General features: G+C 73.3%; 17 protein-coding genes. 13 read left to right on the forward strand and 4 right to left on the reverse strand.

The window, feature by feature from the left end; translation table 11 throughout:
- Window positions 1-79: 79 nt before the first annotated feature.
- Window positions 80-1,534, reverse strand: coding sequence for an NAD(P)H-quinone dehydrogenase (locus AB0D10_RS38755; RefSeq protein ID WP_360265305.1), 1,455 nt, complete (start codon window positions 1,532-1,534; stop codon window positions 80-82).
- Window positions 1,535-1,632: 98 nt separating this feature from the next.
- On the opposite strand from AB0D10_RS38755, the gene AB0D10_RS38760 reads away from it, so the two are divergent.
- From AB0D10_RS38760 to AB0D10_RS38770, 3 genes are all read left to right on the forward strand, one after another.
- On the forward strand, window positions 1,633-2,070 hold the full coding sequence (locus AB0D10_RS38760; protein WP_360265308.1) for a gamma-glutamylcyclotransferase: 438 nt from the start codon (window positions 1,633-1,635) through the stop codon (window positions 2,068-2,070).
- 458 nt (window positions 2,071-2,528) lie between these two features.
- Window positions 2,529-3,350 carry a purine-nucleoside phosphorylase gene (locus AB0D10_RS38765; protein WP_360265310.1) on the forward strand — a complete coding sequence of 274 codons (822 nt, stop codon included), beginning with the start codon at window positions 2,529-2,531 and terminating at the stop codon, window positions 3,348-3,350.
- Between the two features lie 207 nt (window positions 3,351-3,557).
- Complete coding sequence (locus tag AB0D10_RS38770; protein WP_360265313.1) at window positions 3,558-5,276, forward strand: phospho-sugar mutase; 1,719 nt, start codon at window positions 3,558-3,560, stop codon at window positions 5,274-5,276.
- A gap of 66 nt (window positions 5,277-5,342) precedes the next feature.
- On the opposite strand, the gene AB0D10_RS38775 is transcribed toward AB0D10_RS38770, so the two are convergent.
- Window positions 5,343-6,023 (reverse strand): PH domain-containing protein, encoded by a 681-nt coding sequence (locus AB0D10_RS38775; protein ID WP_360265316.1) that lies wholly within the window; start codon window positions 6,021-6,023, stop codon window positions 5,343-5,345.
- 106 nt (window positions 6,024-6,129) lie between these two features.
- On the opposite strand from AB0D10_RS38775, the gene deoC reads away from it, so the two are divergent.
- The 5 genes from deoC (at window position 6,130) to AB0D10_RS38800 (ending at window position 10,887) form a co-directional block, all read left to right on the forward strand.
- Complete coding sequence (gene deoC / locus AB0D10_RS38780; RefSeq protein WP_360265349.1) at window positions 6,130-7,116, forward strand: deoxyribose-phosphate aldolase; 987 nt, start codon at window positions 6,130-6,132, stop codon at window positions 7,114-7,116.
- 5 nt (window positions 7,117-7,121) lie between these two features.
- Window positions 7,122-8,603 (forward strand): aldehyde dehydrogenase family protein, encoded by a 1,482-nt coding sequence (locus AB0D10_RS38785; RefSeq protein WP_360265318.1) that lies wholly within the window; start codon window positions 7,122-7,124, stop codon window positions 8,601-8,603.
- On the forward strand, window positions 8,596-9,519 hold the full coding sequence (locus AB0D10_RS38790) for an aldehyde dehydrogenase family protein (protein WP_360265321.1): 924 nt from the start codon (window positions 8,596-8,598) through the stop codon (window positions 9,517-9,519). The genes AB0D10_RS38785 and AB0D10_RS38790 overlap by 8 nt, the downstream gene beginning before the upstream one ends.
- A 237-nt stretch (window positions 9,520-9,756) precedes the next feature.
- The gene (locus AB0D10_RS38795) at window positions 9,757-10,140 is read left to right on the forward strand and encodes a hypothetical protein (RefSeq protein ID WP_360265323.1); all 384 of its coding nucleotides are present in this window, start codon (window positions 9,757-9,759) and stop codon (window positions 10,138-10,140) included.
- Window positions 10,141-10,263: 123 nt separating this feature from the next.
- Window positions 10,264-10,887 carry an ATP-binding protein gene (locus tag AB0D10_RS38800; protein WP_360265352.1) on the forward strand — a complete coding sequence of 208 codons (624 nt, stop codon included), beginning with the start codon at window positions 10,264-10,266 and terminating at the stop codon, window positions 10,885-10,887.
- Window positions 10,888-11,086: 199 nt separating this feature from the next.
- On the opposite strand, the gene AB0D10_RS38805 is transcribed toward AB0D10_RS38800, so the two are convergent.
- Entirely contained in the window at window positions 11,087-11,749 is a 663-nt protein-coding gene (locus tag AB0D10_RS38805; RefSeq protein ID WP_360265355.1) for a SigE family RNA polymerase sigma factor, read from the reverse strand.
- 591 nt (window positions 11,750-12,340) lie between these two features.
- On the opposite strand from AB0D10_RS38805, the gene AB0D10_RS38810 reads away from it, so the two are divergent.
- The 4 genes from AB0D10_RS38810 to AB0D10_RS38825 all read left to right on the forward strand — a co-directional run bounded on the left by AB0D10_RS38810 (window position 12,341) and on the right by AB0D10_RS38825 (window position 15,632).
- Window positions 12,341-13,018, forward strand: a complete 678-nt coding sequence (locus AB0D10_RS38810) for a response regulator transcription factor (RefSeq protein ID WP_063349065.1) — start codon at window positions 12,341-12,343, stop codon at window positions 13,016-13,018.
- Window positions 13,019-13,079: 61 nt separating this feature from the next.
- Window positions 13,080-14,627, forward strand: a complete 1,548-nt coding sequence (locus AB0D10_RS38815; RefSeq protein ID WP_360265326.1) for a HAMP domain-containing sensor histidine kinase — start codon at window positions 13,080-13,082, stop codon at window positions 14,625-14,627.
- The gene (locus tag AB0D10_RS38820; protein WP_360265329.1) at window positions 14,624-14,944 is read left to right on the forward strand and encodes a hypothetical protein; all 321 of its coding nucleotides are present in this window, start codon (window positions 14,624-14,626) and stop codon (window positions 14,942-14,944) included. Before AB0D10_RS38815 ends, AB0D10_RS38820 begins: the two co-directional genes overlap by 4 nt.
- Before the next feature lie 79 nt (window positions 14,945-15,023).
- Entirely contained in the window at window positions 15,024-15,632 is a 609-nt protein-coding gene (locus AB0D10_RS38825; RefSeq protein WP_360265331.1) for a VanZ family protein, read from the forward strand.
- On the opposite strand, the gene AB0D10_RS38830 is transcribed toward AB0D10_RS38825, so the two are convergent.
- Window positions 15,602-16,276, reverse strand: coding sequence for a PhzF family phenazine biosynthesis protein (locus AB0D10_RS38830; RefSeq protein ID WP_360265334.1), 675 nt, complete (start codon window positions 16,274-16,276; stop codon window positions 15,602-15,604). The two genes, AB0D10_RS38825 and AB0D10_RS38830, sit on opposite strands and share 31 nt — an antisense overlap.
- 146 nt (window positions 16,277-16,422) lie before the next feature.
- Here AB0D10_RS38830 and AB0D10_RS38835 point away from each other — a divergent pair, with 146 nt between their 5' ends.
- The gene (locus AB0D10_RS38835) at window positions 16,423-16,965 is read left to right on the forward strand and encodes a hypothetical protein (protein ID WP_360265336.1); all 543 of its coding nucleotides are present in this window, start codon (window positions 16,423-16,425) and stop codon (window positions 16,963-16,965) included.
- Window positions 16,966-17,074 lie beyond the last annotated feature (109 nt).

Genomic DNA, 17,074 nt, shown 5'->3' on the forward strand with positions numbered 1-17,074 from the left:
CCCGCCGTCCGGGTGACGGTCGATCATGCGCGAAGGGCGGCCGCCGGTCGGCAGCCGCCCTCAACTGCGCGCCGGACGCTCAGGATTCGCCGTCGGCCCGCTTGCGGATGTGCAGCTGGCGGGCGGCCTCGGCGGTCGAGCCGGAGACGGACGGGTAGACGGTGAAGGCGCTGGCCACCTGTTCGACCGTCAGATTGGCGTCCACCGCGAGCGAGATCGGGTGGATCAGCTCGCTGGCCCGCGGGGCCACGACCACGCCGCCGACCACGATGCCGGTGCCCGGACGGCAGAACAGCTTCACGAAGCCGTCCCGGATGCCCTGCATCTTCGCCCGCGGGTTGCCGCGCAGCGGGAGCTTGACCACGACGGCGTCCATCTTGCCGCACTCCACGTCGGCCGCCGTGTAGCCGACGGTGGCGATCTCCGGGTCGGTGAAGACGTTGGAGGCCACGGTCTTGAGGTTCAGCGGCTGCACCGCGTCGCCGAGCGCGTGGTACATCGCGATCCGGCCCTGCATGGCCGCCACCGAGGCGAGCATGAAGACGCCGGTGCAGTCGCCGGCCGCGTACACGCCGGGGGCGGTGGTGCGGGAGACCCGGTCGACCTGGATCTGGCCCCAGTCGTTGAGCTTGATCCCGGCCTCCTCCAGGCCCATCTCGGAGGTGTTGGGGATCGAGCCGACCGCCATCAGGCAGTGCGTGCCCTCGATCACCTTGCCGTCGGCCAGGGTCACCTCGACCCGGTCGCCGATCCTCTTCACCGACTCGGCGCGCGAACGGCCCATCACGTTCATGCCGCGGCGCCGGAAGACGTCCTCCAGCACCTCGGCGGCGTCCGGGTCCTCGCCCGGCAGCACGCGGTCGCGGCTGGAGACCAGGGTGACCTTGGAGCCGAGCGCCTGGTACGCCCCGGCGAACTCGGCGCCGGTCACGCCGGAGCCGACCACGATCAGCTCGCGGGGCAGCTCCTCCAGGTCGTACACCTGGGTCCAGGTCAGGATCCGCTCGCCGTCCGGCTGGGCGTCCGGCAGCTCACGCGGGTGGGCGCCGGTGGCGATCAGCACCGCGTCGGCGCGCAGCGCGTGCACGGTGCCGTCGGGCGCGTCCACCAGGACCTCGCGGGAGCCGTCCGCGGCCTGCCCGCCGGTGCCGAGCCGGCCGCGGCCGCGCAGGACGGTGACGCCGGCGCGGGTCACCGACTGGGTGATGTCGTGGGACTGCGCGATCGCCAGTCGCTTCACACGGCGGTTGACCTTGCCCAGGTCCACGCCGATGACCCGGGCGGCCTGCTCCAGCGGCGGGGTGTCGTCCGCGACCAGGATGCCGAGTTCCTCGTACGAGCTGTCGAAGGTGGTCATCACCTCCGCGGTCGCGATCAGCGTCTTCGACGGAACGCAGTCCGTGAGCACCGCCGATCCACCCAGACCGTCGCGGTCGACGACGGTCACCTCCGCGCCGAGCTGTGCGGCGACCAGGGCCGCCTCGTAGCCGCCGGGTCCGCCACCGATGATCACGATCCGAGTCACGCTCACCATTGTCCCGTACGCCGGGAGCGCCGCCACGCCGGGGTCCGGGCTCCGTCCGTTCGCCCGGTCGCCCCGGTCCGCGCGCCACCCCGGCTACGCTGGCCCCCATGCCCCTTTACGCCGCGTATGCCACCAACCTCGATGCCCGGCAGATGACCCGCCGAGCCCCGCACTCCCCGCTGCGCGGCACGGGGTGGCTGGACGGCTGGCGGCTCACCTTCGGCGGCGAGCAGCTCGGCTGGGAGGGCTCGCTGGCCACCGTCGTCGAGGACGAGAAGGACCAGGTCTTCGTCTCGCTGTACGACGTCTCGCCGGTGGACGAGGAGGGCCTGGACCGCTGGGAGGGCGTCCAGCTCGGCATCTACCGCAAGATCAAGCTGCGCGCGCAGACCCTGGACGGCTCCATCCCGGTCTGGACGTACGTGCTCAACGACTACGAGGGCGGCCTGCCCGCGGCCCGCTACCTCGGCCTGGTCGCCGACGCCGCCGAGAGCGCCGGCGCCCCGCACGACTACGTCATGGACCTGCGCCGCCGCCCCTGCTGACCGGGCGGGCCCGTCAGGGCCGCGGGCCCCAGCTGCGCGCCGTCTCCGCCAGGACGCCGGCCACCACCGCGCGCCGGGCCGGCTCGGTGCGCAGCCCGTTGCCCAGCTCGACGTGCAGCCACGGCACCCCGACACCGGCCGCGAACCGGCCCTCGACGTTCGTGGTGCCGCCCAGCTGCCCGCACGTCTCCCGCCAGGCCCGGCAGACCGCTTGCGGGGTCCGCGCGGACGGGGAACACCGGGTGTCCGGAAAGCGGGGTGCCCGGAAATCCGGGGCGGCCGCGCGGGCGGGACACGCGGAACGCCCGGTGCGTGGAAAGCCCACTGTGTGGGAAGCGACAAAGCAGGTCACCCGGACGGCGCCACCGAGCTGTGCTTTCGGGTCAACCGGGTAACGATCCGGCATGCCGCGCCAGATTTTCTACGCGCGTAGCCGATTCCCGTCTATCCTCGGACCCGTGAACGCTTCTCCTCAGTCGGTCGTCTCCGCCGACCCCTACGCCGCCGCCCAGGCCGCCGCCGAGCGCCTGCGCGAGCTGACCGGTGCCGAGCGGCACGACGTCGCCCTGGTGATGGGCTCCGGCTGGGTGCCGGCCGCCGACGCCCTGGGCGAGACCGTGGCCGAGTTCCCGGTCACCGACCTGCCCGGCTTCCCCGCCCCCGCCGTCGCCGGTCACGCCGGCACGATCCGCTCGGTGAAGATCGGCGACAAGCGCGCCCTCATCTTCCTCGGCCGCAACCACTACTACGAGGGCCACGGCGTGGCCACCGTCGTCCACGGCGTGCGCACCGCCGCCGCGGCCGGCTGCGGCATCATCGTGCTGACCAACGGCTGCGGCGGCCTGCGCCAGGGCTGGACCCCCGGCCAGCCGGTCCTGATCAGCGACCACATCAACCTGACGGCGGACTCGCCGATCGTCGGCGCCAACTTCGTCGACCTCACCGACCTGTACTCCAAGCGCCTGCGCGCGCTCTGCCGCGAGGTCGACCCGTCCCTGGACGAGGCCGTCTACGTGCAGTTCCGCGGCCCGCACTACGAGACCCCGGCCGAGGTCAACATGGCCCGGGTCATCGGTGGCGAGCTGGTCGGCATGTCCACCACCCTGGAGGCCATCGCCGCCCGCGAGGCCGGCTCCGAGGTGCTCGGCATCTCCCTGGTCACCAACCTGGCCGCCGGCATGACCGGCGAGCCGCTCAACCACGAAGAGGTGCTGGAGGCCGGCAAGGCCTCCGCCGAGCGCATGGGCGAGCTGCTGGCGAAGGTCCTTGAGCGGATCTGACGCCCACCAGGCGCAGAATGCATGAGTGACGGGGCCCACGGGCGGCGTGATCCGCTGATCACGCCTCCCGTGGGCCCCGTCCGCGTGCTCGACCCCTTCCTTGCGGAACCCCCGGTCTCAGCGAACCCTCCGGTCTCAGCGGAACCCCCGGTCTCAGCGAACCCTCCGGCCGACACACCGACGCACTTCCCGATGGAGCTGGCAGCCATGACGCAGGCACCCACCACCGACCTCCTCGCCCGGGCCCGGGCCTGGCTGGCCGAGGACCCCGACCCGCAGACCCGCGAGGAGCTCAGCGCCCTGCTGGCCCGGGCCGAGGGCCCCGAGGCCGAGTCGGACAGCAAGCTCGCCTGGTCCGAGCTCGCCGAGCGCTTCGCCGACCGCCTGCAGTTCGGCACCGCCGGACTGCGCGGTGAGATCGGCGCCGGGCCGATGCGGATGAACCGCTCCGTGGTGATCCGGGCCGCCGCCGGCCTGGTCGCGTACGTCAAGGAGCAGGGCCTCGGCGACCTGGTCGTCATCGGCTACGACGCCCGCCACAAGTCGTACGACTTCGCCCGCGACACCGCCGCCGTGGTGGTCGGCGCCGGCCTGCGCGCCGCGCTGCTGCCGCGCCCGCTGCCGACCCCGGTGCTCGCCTTCGCCGTCCGCCACCTGGGCGCGGCCGCCGGCGTCACCGTCACCGCCAGCCACAACCCGCCGCAGGACAACGGCTACAAGGTCTACCTGGGCGACGGCTCGCAGATCGTCCCGCCGGCCGACGCCGGGATCGCCGCCGAGATCGACGCGATCGGCTCGCTGGACGAGGTCCCGCGCGCCGAGGACGGCTGGGAGGTGCTCGGCGAGGACGTCGTCGACGCCTACCTGACCCGCGCCGTGTCCATCGTGGACCCGCACAGCCCGCGCGACCTCGACGTCGTCTACACCCCGATGCACGGCGTCGGCCGCGACACCCTGGTCGCCGCCTTCCGCCGGGCCGGCTTCCCCGCGCCGACCGTCGTCGCCGAGCAGGCCAAGCCCGACCCGGACTTCCCGACCGTGGCCTTCCCCAACCCGGAGGAGCCGGGGGCGATGGACCTCGCCTTCAGCACCGCCGCCTCGGTCGGCCCCGACATCGTGATCGCCAACGACCCGGACGCCGACCGCTGCGCGGTGGCCGTCCCCATCAGCGGCAACGCGGCCGGCAGCGGCAACGGCACGGCCGGCTGGCGGATGCTGCGCGGCGACGAGGTCGGAGCGCTGCTCGGCACGGCCCTGGTCTCCAAGAAGGCCGAGGGCACCTTCGCCACCACCATCGTCTCCGCCACACTGCTCGGACGGATCGCCGAAGCGGCGGGCCTGGGCTACGCCGAGACGCTGACCGGCTTCAAGTGGATCTCCCGCGCCGAGGGCCTGCGCTACGGCTACGAGGAGGCGCTCGGCTACTGCGTCGACCCGCAGGGCGTCCGCGACAAGGACGGCATCACCGCCGCCCTGCTGGTCGCCGAGCTCGCCGCCACCCTGAAGAAGTCCGGCCGCACCCTGTCCGACCTGCTGGACGACCTGGCGCTGGAGCACGGCCTGCACGCCACCGACCAGCTGTCCGTCCGGGTGCAGGACCTCTCGCTGATCGCCGACGCCATGCGCCGCCTGCGCGAGCAGCCCCCGACCGTCCTGGCCGGCCTGACCGTCACCCGCGCCGACGACCTCAGCGAGGGCTCCGCCGACCTGCCGCCCACCGACGGCCTGCGCTACTACCTGGCCGGCGAGGCCGTCCGCTCGGCCCGCATCGTGGTCCGCCCCTCCGGCACCGAGCCCAAGCTCAAGTGCTACCTGGAGGTCGTCCTCCCGGTCGCCACCGCCGCCGACCTCGCGGCCACCCGCGACCGCGCCGCCGCGCTCCTGGACGCCGTCAAGCAGGACCTGGCCGCAGCCGCCGGCATCTGACCACCACACCGAACGGGCCCGCCGGAGAGCTTCCGGCGGGCCCGTTCGCGCGTGGGGCGGCCGGCGTCAGGCCGCGATGACGGAGATCAGGGCGACCAGACCCACCAGGGTGGGGACGATCACCCACCAGCACCAGCGGACCGTCACCGGACCGGCGGCCTCGGGACGGCGGGCGTTGCGCTCGGCCATCTCCTGCAGCACGTCGGTCACCTGGTCGGACCAGGCGCGGGTGGGGTCCGAGGAGCCCTGGACGACCGGGTTGGTCCGGGCCGCGAGGCCCAGCCCCAGCCCGGTGCGGGAGGCGTGCTCGGCGTTGCCGCGGCTCTGGGCGCGGGTGGCGCGCTTGCGCTGGCGCAGCGACACCGGCACCGCCCAGACCTGGTACTTCCTGCCGCCCGCGAGCAGTTCGACCGAGTACCCCGCGCGCAGCGCGTCGACCGAGGCCCAGGGCGCGATGATGGTCCGCCACGGGTTGCGCACCACCAGCCGGTCGCCGGAGGCCCGCACCACCGGGCGCAGCGTGTAGGCGATCACCGGGAAGGCGAACACCGGCACCGCGGCGAGCGCGACGTACGGGGTCTTGCCGGCGCCGGTCACCACCGCGTCGCCGATCAGCCAGGCGGCGACGGCGAGCAGGAACACGCCGGAGATCACGCCGGGGACGGAGCGGTACACGCGGTCCGCGTACTCGGGTTCCCCGCCGGGGGCGGCCTTGCCCTGGTGGGGCGTGCCGTCGGAATCGGTCATGGCGTCGATTCTGCCCCATGCCCCTCGCACGGAGGTCTCGGTCCGGCCACGAATGGCGGGTGCCCTGGCGGCCCACTACGCGCGTAGATATGCTGGTCTGGTGACTATGTCCACTGTTGCAGCCAATGCCCCCGGCGTTGCGGGCAGCGGTCTTCAGGACGTTGCGGCGTCCGAGGCCTCGCTCCGCCGCTTTCTGCACGGCCTGCCCGGCGTCGACCAGGTCGGCCTGGAGGCGCGTGCCGCCACTCTCGGTACCCGCTCGATCAAGACCACGGCGAAGGCGTACGCCATCGACCTGGCGATCTCCATGATCGACCTGACCACGCTGGAGGGCGCGGACACGGTCGGCAAGGTGCGCGCGCTGTGCGCCAAGGGCAGGACCCCCGACCCGACCGACCCCACCACCCCCCGCGTCGCAGCCATCTGTGTCTACCCGGACATGGTCGCCACCGCGAAGGACGCCCTGAAGGGGACCGACATCCAGGTCGCCTCGGTGGCCACCGCCTTCCCGGCCGGCCGCGTGGCCCTCCCGGTCAAGCTCGCCGACACCGCCGACGCGGTGGCTGCGGGCGCCGACGAGATCGACATGGTGATCGACCGCGGCGCATTCCTCTCCGGCCGCTACTTCGACGTCTACAACGAGATCGTCGCCGTCAAGGAGGCGTGCAAGCGCGCCGACGGCAGCTACGCCCACCTCAAGGTCATCTTCGAGACCGGCGAACTGCAGACCTACGACAACGTCCGCCGGGTCTCCTGGCTGGCGATGCTGGCCGGCGCCGACTTCATCAAGACCTCCACCGGCAAGGTCGCCGTCAACGCGACCCCGCCGGTCACCCTGCTGATGCTGGAGGCGGTCCGCGACTTCCGCGCGGCCACCGGCGTCCAGGTCGGCGTGAAGCCCGCCGGTGGCATCAAGACCACCAAGGACGCCATGAAGTACCTGGTGATGGTCAACGAGACCCTCGGCGACGACTGGCTGACCCCGCACTGGTTCCGCTTCGGTGCCTCCAGCCTGCTCAACGACCTGCTGATGCAGCGCCAGAAGCTGGCCACCGGCCGCTACTCCGGTCCCGACTACGTGACGGTGGACTGATCACCATGGCCAAGAAGAAGAACATCGAGGAGCCCGCGGCCAAGCCCGCCGGAGGCCTCTTCGCCTACGCCCCGGCCCCCGAGTCCCCCGCCGCCGCGGGCGACATCGCCACCTCCTACGGCCACTTCATCGGCGGCGAGTTCGTCGACTCCTCCGGCAGCGAGGCCCTGAAGACGGTCAACCCGGCCACCGAGCAGGTGCTCGCCGAGTTCGCCCAGGGCACCGACGAGGACGTGGACCGCGCCGTCGCCGCCGCCCGCAGGGCCTTCGCCGACTGGTCGGCGCTGCCGGGCAGCGAGCGCGCCAAGTACCTGTTCCGGATCGCCCGGATCATCCAGGAGCGCGGCCGCGAGCTGGCCGTGCTGGAGTCGATCGACAACGGCAAGCCGATCCGCGAGACCCGCGACTTCGACATCCCGACCGTCGCCGCGTGGTTCTTCTACTACGCGGGCTGGGCGGACAAGCTGGACTACGCGGGCTACGGCGCCAACCCGCGCCCGCTCGGCGTGGCCGGCCAGGTCATCCCGTGGAACTTCCCGCTGATGATGCTGGCCTGGAAGATCGCGCCCGCGCTGGCGACCGGCAACACGGTCGTCCTGAAGCCGGCCGAGACCACGCCGCTGACCGCGCTGCGCTTCGCCGACATCTGCCGCCAGGCCGGCCTGCCGAAGGGCGTCGTCAACATCGTCACCGGCGACGGCCGCACCGGCGCCGCGCTGACCGCGCACCCCGACGTCAACAAGGTCGCCTTCACCGGCTCCACCCCGGTCGGCCGGGCCATCGCCAAGCAGCTGGCCGGCAGCCGCAAGAAGCTGTCGCTGGAGCTGGGCGGCAAGGCCGCCAACATCGTCTTCGACGACGCGCCGATCGACCAGGCGGTCGAGGGCATCGTCAACGGCATCTTCTTCAACCAGGGCCACGTCTGCTGCGCGGGCTCGCGCCTGCTGGTCCAGGAGTCGATCCAGGACGAGCTGCTGGACGCCCTGAAGCGCAGGATGTCCACCCTGCGGGTCGGCGACCCGCTGGACAAGAACACCGACATCGGTGCGATCAACTCGGCCGCGCAGCTGGCCCGGATCACCGAGCTGACCGACGCCGGCGAGGCCGAGGGCGCGGACCGCTGGTCCCCCGAGTGCGAACTCCCGGGCAACGGCTTCTGGTTCAAGCCGACCATCTTCACCGGCGTCAGCCAGGCCCACCGGATCGCCCAGGAGGAGATCTTCGGCCCGGTGCTGTCGGTGCTGACCTTCCGCACCCCCGACGAGGCGGTCGCGAAGGCCAACAACACCCCGTTCGGCCTCTCCGCCGGCATCTGGACGGAGAAGGGCTCGCGCATCCTCTGGACCGCGAACAGGCTCAAGGCCGGTGTGGTCTGGGCCAACACCTTCAACAAGTTCGACCCGACCTCGCCGTTCGGCGGTTACAAGGAGTCGGGCTACGGCCGCGAGGGTGGCCGCCACGGTCTGGAGGCCTACCTCGATGTCTGACACGACCTTCGCGCGTCCTGACGCCCCGGTGCGGATCCAGGTGAACAAGACCTACAAGCTGTACGTCGGCGGGAAGTTCCCGCGCTCGGAGAGCGGGCGGGTGTACGAGGTGACGGACTCCAAGGGCGAGTGGCTCGCCAACGCGCCGCTGGGCACCCGCAAGGACACCCGTGACGCGGTCCTCGCCGCCCGCGCCGCCGTCAAGGGCTGGGCCGGCACCACCGCGTACAACCGCGGCCAGGTGCTGTACCGGGTGGCCGAGATGCTGCAGGGCCGGCGCGAGCAGTTCGCCGCCGAGGTGGCCCTCTCCGAGGGCATCGGCCCGAAGAAGGCCGCCGCGCTGGTGGACGTCGCGATCGACCGCTGGGTCTGGTACGCGGGCTGGACCGACAAGGTCGCCCAGATCGCGGGCGGCGCCAACCCGGTCGCCGGTCCCTACTTCAACCTGTCGACCCCCGAGCCGACCGGCGTGGTCGGGATCGTCGCCCCGCAGGCCGGGTACGGGCACTCGCTGCTCGGCCTGGTCTCGGTGATCGCCCCGGCGATCGCCACCGGCAACACGGTCGTGGTCGCGGCCGCCGCGGACGCCCCGCTGCCCGCGCTGTCGCTGGGCGAGGTGCTCGCCACCTCGGACGTCCCGGGCGGCGTGGTCAACATCCTCTCGGGCCGGACCGCGGACATCGCCCCCACCCTGGCCTCGCACCAGGACGTCAACGCGGTGGACCTCACCGGGGCCATCGCCGCCGACGGTCCCGGCGCGGCGCAGGCGCTGGAAGCCGCCGCCGCGGATACCCTGAAGCGGGTGGTCCGTCCGGAGCTGGACCCGTTCGCCCAGGACTGGACCAGTGCGCCCGGTACGGACCGGCTACTCTCGTTCCTCGAAACGAAGACGGTGTGGCACCCGATGGGTATCTGACCCACCCGCCCTCCGGGGCGACAACTCCACAGACTGGCCGTCCCCAGTGCCCTCTCCCCCCCAGGGCCCGGACGGTCATTGGACGGACCCGCGCCTCTCCCCCCCTGGCGCGGGTCCGTCGACTTTCCGCCGCCGTTCCCGTCGACTTTCGTCACCCCCGCCGCCGACTTTCGCCGCTCCCGCGCGCCCGGCCGGCCCGGCCAGAATCACCGGGGACGGGGACGATCGGGGGGAACCATGGGCGAGTTCATCGGCGAGCTGGTCGCACTGTTCGCGGACGGCTTCCTCCGCAGGTACCACGTGGCCCGCAGCAGGCGCCGACTGGCCGCCGGGCGGCCGGTCCGGGTGCCCTGCTCGGTCCGCTCCGGCCCGGGGCACGGGTACGTCAACGGCAGCCTGCGGATCACGCCGGGGACCGCCGGCGTGGCCTTCGTCTCCCGGGAGGCCGGGCGGCTCGACCTGCCCGCCGGGGGCACCTTCCACGAGCCCGAGCCCGACACCTGGCACAGCCAGGACTGGGCCGCCACCGCCTACCGGCCGCCCGGTGCCGGAGACCCGGTCCACCTCCAGGTCGACACCCGCTACCTGCCGCTGGTGCACGCCGCCCTCACCGGCCCGTAGTCGCAGTCGCCGACGCGGTGACGGGCCGCAACCACCGCCGCCTCCGTGGCAGAAGGTCGGTGCCGACCGGTTTCGGCAACGGGCCCTGATGCGTCAGACTGGTGTCCCGTGAGTGACTCCCCCATGAACCCCGCCCCCGGCGCGCACGCCCGGGTGATCCTGCTCTCCGGGCCCTCCGGGTCGGGGAAGTCCTCGCTCGCCGAGCGCAGCGGCCTGCCGGTCCTCCAGCTCGACGACTTCTACAAGGACGGGGACGACCCCACGCTGCCGCGGCTGCCGGACGGCGCCGTCGACTGGGACTCCCCGCTCGCCTGGCACCGCGACCAGGCCCTCGCCGCCATCCGCGCCCTGCACGACCACGGCCGCACCGACGTCCCGGTGTACTCGATCCCGGACAACGGCCGGATCGGCACCCGCGCCCTGGAGCTCGGCAGCGTCGGCGCGTTCATCGCGGAGGGCATCTTCGCCGCCGAGATCACCGCCGCGTGTGCCGAGGAGGGCCTGCTCGGCGACGCCCTGTGCCTGCGCAACGGCGCACTCACCACGGCCTGGCGCCGGCTGCGCCGGGACGTCCGGGAGGGCCGCAAGTCGCTGCCGGTGCTGCTGCGCCGGGGCTGGCGGCTGATGCGCGCCGAGCGTTCCATCGTGGGCCGGCAGGTCGCGCTCGGCTCGTACGCGTGCGCCGGGCCGGAGGCCGAGCGGCGAATCCGCACCGCGGCCCGCCCGACGGAGCTCTCCGCGGCTTGAGCCGGGCCGTTCCCGCCGTCCCCGCCGCCGAGGCCCGGGCGGGTCCGGACGGCACGACGACGGGCCCGGTGCGTCTCCCCCGCACCGGGCCCGTCGCCTTCCCCGAACGATCCTCGGCTCTCCCACGGGCACGCTCCCCCGAGCCGCTGCCCCCGGACCGTTTGACCGTCCGTTCCCGTCCCCCGACGGGAGTCCCTCGTTACGCGACCAGCTCGCCGAACGCCCGGACGGTGTCGCCCGACTTGTTCAGGTGCTCGTCGTCGCGCAGCCGGCGCAGGGCGCGCCAGATGCTGCTCTTGACCGTACCGACGCTGATCCCCAGCACGTCGGCGATCTCCGGGTCCGTCTTGCCCTCGTAGTAGCGCAGCACCAGCATGGTCCGCTGGTTCTCCGGCAGCTTCGCCAGCGCCTGCCAGAGCACGGTGCGCAGCTCGGTGCCGCCCATCGCGTCGGTGTCGCCCGCCGTCTCCGGCAGCTCCTCGGTCGGGTACTCGTTGACCTTGCGGCGCCGCCAGGCGGAGATGTGCAGGTTGGTCATGGTGCGGCGGAGGTAGCCCCCGACCGCCGCCTTGTCGGTGATCCGGCCCCAGGCCCGGTAGGTGCTGAAGAGCGCGCTCTGCAGCAGGTCCTCGGCCTCGTAGCGGTCACCGGTGAGGTGGTAGGCCGTGGCGTACAGGGAGGCGCGGCGCTCGCGCACGTACGCGGTGAACTCCGTGATGTGGTCCTCCGCGGCGGCCGAGTGCTCCCCCTGCGCGCCTCCCTGTCCGGCCTCGGTGGTGCGGGCCGCAGCGGGGTTCAGCCGCAGCAGCGTCGCACCGGCGGCCTCGCGACCGGACGGTTCCCCCGAACCGACCGTCCGCAGACCGTTCCCCCCGGTACCCCGGTTCCCCCCCGGGGTGTCCTTGCCCTCGACGCGGACGGGGAGGATGCCCCGCAGCGTGAGGGTGTTGGCGGAGTCGGCCGAACTCCCCAGCCGGCCGATCCCGTACAGCTCCCCCGTCCTGGCGCCGCCGCTCACCCGGCGGGCGACGGGGTTTCCACCGGTGCTGTGCGCGCACCCCCGTACGGTCACGGCACCGGAGTTCTCGTCGGTCCTGACCTCGTACCGGGTCCGGTGGGTCGTGGCTGACGAACGCGCGGTGCGGACAGCCGGGTTGGTCCGGGTCTGAAGCATGGCGTTCATCGTGCGCCCCCTGGGTCGGTACGAGCGGTTCCGGTAGCCGCCCTCCAGCCGGCCCTTTCGGCCCGCTGTCCTGCGGCGACATGGAAAATCCTGCCCGCCGGTTGTGATGGCGCTGTCCGCCGACTGTCACAGGGGTGTCACAGGCGGGGGCCTTTCGTCCCGGTCCGCCTCCCTCCGTACCTGACGCCGGTGGCGGTCCTTCCGGTTCCCGAGCGGCCGGTGAGCGATCCGGGGGGTGATTCGGGGCTGCGGGTGGGCCAAAATGGGGCCGTGCCTTTCCTCCTACTGATCGAGGACGACGACGCCATCCGGACCGGCCTCGAACTCGCCCTCACCCGCCAGGGCCACCGCGTGGCCACCGCTGCCTCCGGCGAAGACGGCCTGAGGCTCTTCAAGGAGCAGCGGCCCGACCTGATCGTGCTGGACGTGATGCTGCCCGGGATCGACGGCTTCGAGGTGTGCCGCCGGATCCGGCGCACCGACCAGCTGCCGATCATCCTGCTGACCGCGCGTTCGGACGACATCGACGTGGTGGTGGGTCTGGAATCCGGCGCGGACGACTACGTGGTGAAGCCGGTGCAGCCGCGCGTGCTGGACGCCCGGATCCGGGCGGTGCTGCGACGCGGCGAGCGGGAGAGCTCGGACTCCTCCGCGTACGGCACCGTGGTGATCGACCGCGCGGCGATGACCGTCACCAAGGACGGGCAGGACCTCCAGCTCACCCCGACCGAACTGCGACTGCTGCTCGAACTCAGCCGCCGCCCCGGGCAGGCGCTCTCCCGCCAGCAGCTGCTGCGGCTGGTGTGGGAGCACGACTACCTGGGCGACTCCCGCCTGGTGGACGCCTGCGTGCAGCGGCTGCGGGCCAAGGTCGAGGACGTGCCGTCCGCGCCGACGCTGATCCGCACCGTGCGCGGGGTGGGCTACCGGCTGGACCCGCCGGCCTGACCCCTCCGCCCCCGGCCCCGCCCCGTCCGACTCCTGAACTCCCGTATCACGACAGGCTCCTGTGACTGACCATCAGACGACTGCCCGGCGCTTCCCGGCGAGCCGGTGGCGCCGGCTGCGTTCCCTGCGGGTACGGCTGATCGCGGTGTTCGCGGCGGTCGCGCTGCTCGCCGCCGTCTCGGCCTCCGGCATCGCGTACTGGCTGAACCGCGACGCGGTGCTCAAGCGGGCCCAGGACACCGCGCTGAACGACTTCCGGGTCTCGCTCAGCCGCAACGTCTCCGAGCTGCCGCTGAACGCCGGCTGCCCGGAGCTGGCCGCGCTGGCGTCCAACGTCGCCAGCTCCGGACTGAATTACGACGTGGTGGTGATCGACCCGGCGCACCCGGAGTGCCCCTCGGCGTCCTCCGACCCGACGCACTTCACGCTGGCCGACGTGCCGACCGCGCTGCAGTCCACGGTCGCCAAGCCGCGGGAGGTCACCGAGAACAACCCGTACCCGTACCACCTGTACTGGCAGCGGCAGAACCTGGAGGGCCGGCCGTTCCTGATCGGCGGCACCAAGGTGGTGCCGAACGGCCCGACGGCGTACATGTTCAAGTCGCTGGAGAACGAGCGGGCCGACCTCAACACGCTGGGCTGGTCGCTGGCCGTGGCCACCCTGCTGGCCCTGATCGGCTCGGCGCTGCTCGCCCAGGCCGCCTCGGCCACCGTGCTGCGGCCGGTCAAGCGGCTCGGCGACGCGGCCCGGCGGCTCGGCGAGGGACACCTGGACACCCGGCTGGAAGTCGAGGGCTCGGACGAACTCGCCGACCTGGCCCGGACGTTCAACCTGGCCGCCGAGTCACTGCACGAGCAGGTCGAGGAGCTGAGCGCGCGCGAGGCGCAGAGCCGGCGGTTCGTCGCCGACATGTCGCACGAGCTGCGCACTCCGCTGACCGCGATGACCGCCGTCACCGACATCCTGGAGGACGAGGCCGAGTCGCTGGACCCGATGATCGAGCCGGCCGTCCGGCTCGTGGTCAGCGAGACCCGGCGGCTGTCCGACCTGGTCGAGAACCTGATGGAGGTGACCCGTTTCGACGCCGGCACCGCCAAGCTGGTCGCCGACGAGGTCGACATCGCGGACCTGATCATGTCCTGCATCGACGGGCGGGCCTGGTACGACGCGGTCGAACTGGACGCCCCGCGCGGCATCCTGGCCGTGGTCGACCCGCGCCGGCTCGACGTGGTGTTCGCCAACCTCATCGGCAACGCGCTCAAGCACGGCGGCTCGCCGGTGCGGGTCAGGGTCCGGCAGACCGCCGACTCGGTCGTGGTCGAGGTCTCCGACAGCGGCCCGGGCATCCCCGAGGACGTGCTGCCGCACGTCTTCGACCGGTTCTACAAGGCGGACCGGGGGCGGGCCCGCTCGGAGGGCAGCGGTCTGGGGCTGTCGATCGCGATGGCCAACGCCCAGATACACGGGGGGACGATCACGGCGGCGAACGGGGAGGTCGGCGCGGTGTTCACCCTGACGCTGCCGTCGGCCCCACCGCCCCCGCCGGCCGCGGGCGGGGCCGAGCGCGGCCCCGCGCGCGACGCCGCACAGGACAAGGACGCCACGTGACCGCCCCCGCCCGCACCACCCTGCGCCGCACCGCCGGCGTGCTGCTCCTGCTCGCGCTGGCCTCCGGCTGCGGCATCCGGCCGACGGCCGTACCGGTCGACGCCGGGGCCCCGGCCAGCCGGACGGCCTGCCCCACCACCCCGCGCGTACCGGCCGCGCTGGCCACCCCGCCCGGCCCCGCGCCGGCCGTGACCCCTGCCCGCGGCGCCGCCAAGGGTGCCGTGAGCCCGAGCCCGTCGCCCACCCCGGTGACACCGGGCAGCCCGCCGCCGGACAACGTGTTCAGCGCCGTGCCGACGCCCTCCCCGTGCAAGTAGCGGGGGCGCCGGGGGCGCGTCCGGGAATGTTCACGCCCGGTGTGGAACCGCCGTGCCACCGGCTCACGTCCTTCCCCCCGTGCAGCGAGATGGCACCAGGACACGCGACGAGCGTTCCGGCGCGGGGACCGAGAGCAGGCCGGCGGCGGGCGTCCACCGTCCCCTCCGGCTGACCGGACTGGCGGGCCTGGCCTGCCACCTGGCACTGGTGCTCTGGCTGGTGCTGAGACCGCTGCCGGTGGCCTGGGTGTACGACGCCAACCTGACGCCGCTGGCCTCGCTCCGCTCCTCCACCGGCTGGCAGGTGGTCGGCGAACTCCTGCTGCTGGCCCCGCTCGGCGTCCTGCTGCCGCTGGCCGGCGGCCGGCTCCGAGCCCCCTGGCTGCCGTCCTTCCTGCGCACCACCGGCGTCTCCGCGCTGCTGGCGACCGGGCTGGAGTTCCTCTCCTCCTGGACGCCCGGGCACGTCCTCAACGTGGACCACATCCTGTTCGCCGTGATCGGCGTGGCCGCCGCCCACCTCGCGCTGGTCCCCGGTCTGCGGCACCTGCTGCGGGGGCGGCGGCCGCGGGTGCCCCGGGTGTCCGTGCTGACCGTCCCGCCGGTGGCCGCCGTCGGCCGGGTGGCGGCCGTCGCACCCGTCCCCCGGCCGCGCGCCTACGCGGAGCCGACGCCGCCCGGCCGCTGAGCCCGCCCCGGCACCACCCGGCCACCGACCTCGACCAGCCCTCCGGGGCGCGGCCCGGTCAGCAGCTGCGAACCCGCGCCCTGGGTGACGGTCAGCGCCCGGCCGAGCCGCGCGGTCAGCAGCAGGGCGGCCGCGCCGGTCGCCTCGTCCTCGTCGATCCCGTCGCCCCGCCCGGGGAAGGCCCGTGCCCGGACGGTGCCCGCCGCCTCGTCCTGCCAGGCCCAGGCGTAGACCCACTCCCCCGGCGGCGGCACCTCCAGCGCCTCCACCTCGGCCGCCGAACCGTACTGCCGCAGCGTCCGCGGCGGGGCCCACTCCGGCCGGGCCTCGATCAGCGTCAGCCCGTCCGCGCGCCGCACTCCCACCTCACCGGCGGCCGTCACCAGCCGGTCCACGCCGAGCAGCCAGGCGACGCCCACGCACGGGTGCCCGGCGAAGGGCAGACGCAGCGTCGGGGTGTAGATGTCGATCTCCCCGCGCTCCGGGTCGTCGACGAACACCGTCTCGCTGAAGCCGAGTTCGCGCGCGAGCCGTCGGCGGTCCGCGCGCTCCGGCACGGCGGCGCCGGCGCGCACGACGCCGAGCTCGTTCCCGTGCCGCCCGTCCGGTCCGCAAAAGACCCGCAGCACCTCATAATCAGTCATTTCCCACCTCGTCAATTACCGCTCCGGCAGAGCGCAACGACACCGTGACGTAAAGGCGGCGACGAATGTCAGCCGCCTCCAGTACTGTGCGCTCTCGTCCCCAAACGGTTCCGCCGTTGTTTCTTCCCTCCCACAGGAAATCCCCCGTGAACAATCTCGACTTCAGCGCCGAACCGCTGTTCTCCTGGTACGCCGTCCTGCTGGCGCTCAGCGGCGTGATCATGCTGGTCCTCGGAGCCGTCGCCGGCGGGCTGAAGGCCGGTCTGCGGATCCTCAACGTACTCATCGGCCTCGGCTTCCTGGGGTACGCCTACTACCTCGTGTTCGTCTTCGAGGGCGGCACGTACTACCTTTTCTTCAAGGTCTTCATCCTGCCGGTCGCGATGATCGTCTACTCGGTGAAGGCGATCGTCGAGCGCAGCAACGCCAAGCAGCAGGCGGCCACCGCGCAGGCCGCCGGGTTCGACCCGAACGCCCCGCAGGCCCCGTACAACCCGAACGCCCCGCAGGCGCCGTACAACCCGAACGCCCCACAGCCGGGCGCTCCCGTGCCGCCGCAGCCGGGCGCTCCCGTCCCGCCGGCCGCCGCGCCGCACCAGCCGGGTGTCCCGCCGCAGCCGGTGGCGGACAACCCGTACGCGCAGCCCGCCCCGCCGGCCCAGCCTGAGCCGCCGCACCAGGCCGGCTGAGCGGGCCGCACCGCCCCACGAACGCCGGAAGGCCCGTCCGTCACCGCTGCCGAGGCATCGCGGCGGCCGCCGACGGGGCGGACGTCCTGGCCGACGTCCTCGGCGCCGC

This window comes from Kitasatospora sp. NPDC048545 (assembly GCF_040651155.1).
Classification (GTDB): domain Bacteria; phylum Actinomycetota; class Actinomycetes; order Streptomycetales; family Streptomycetaceae; genus Kitasatospora.

What these genes read in the sequence shown, in the direction of transcription:
- AB0D10_RS38785 (WP_360265318.1), top strand. Translation starts at nt 7,122, where the DNA reads ATGGCCAAGAAGAAGAACATCGAGGAGCCCGCGGCCAAGCCCGCCGGA.
- deoC (WP_360265349.1), top strand. Translation starts at nt 6,130, where the DNA reads ATGTCCACTGTTGCAGCCAATGCCCCCGGCGTTGCGGGCAGCGGTCTT.
- AB0D10_RS38795 (WP_360265323.1), top strand. Translation starts at nt 9,757, where the DNA reads ATGGGCGAGTTCATCGGCGAGCTGGTCGCACTGTTCGCGGACGGCTTC.
- AB0D10_RS38800 (WP_360265352.1), top strand. Translation starts at nt 10,264, where the DNA reads ATGAACCCCGCCCCCGGCGCGCACGCCCGGGTGATCCTGCTCTCCGGG.
- AB0D10_RS38760 (WP_360265308.1), top strand. Translation starts at nt 1,633, where the DNA reads ATGCCCCTTTACGCCGCGTATGCCACCAACCTCGATGCCCGGCAGATG.
- AB0D10_RS38790 (WP_360265321.1), top strand. Translation starts at nt 8,596, where the DNA reads ATGTCTGACACGACCTTCGCGCGTCCTGACGCCCCGGTGCGGATCCAG.
- AB0D10_RS38755 (WP_360265305.1), bottom strand. Translation starts at nt 1,534, where the DNA reads ATGGTGAGCGTGACTCGGATCGTGATCATCGGTGGCGGACCCGGCGGC.
- AB0D10_RS38770 (WP_360265313.1), top strand. Translation starts at nt 3,558, where the DNA reads ATGACGCAGGCACCCACCACCGACCTCCTCGCCCGGGCCCGGGCCTGG.
- AB0D10_RS38830 (WP_360265334.1), bottom strand. Translation starts at nt 16,276, where the DNA reads ATGACTGATTATGAGGTGCTGCGGGTCTTTTGCGGACCGGACGGGCGG.
- AB0D10_RS38775 (WP_360265316.1), bottom strand. Translation starts at nt 6,023, where the DNA reads ATGACCGATTCCGACGGCACGCCCCACCAGGGCAAGGCCGCCCCCGGC.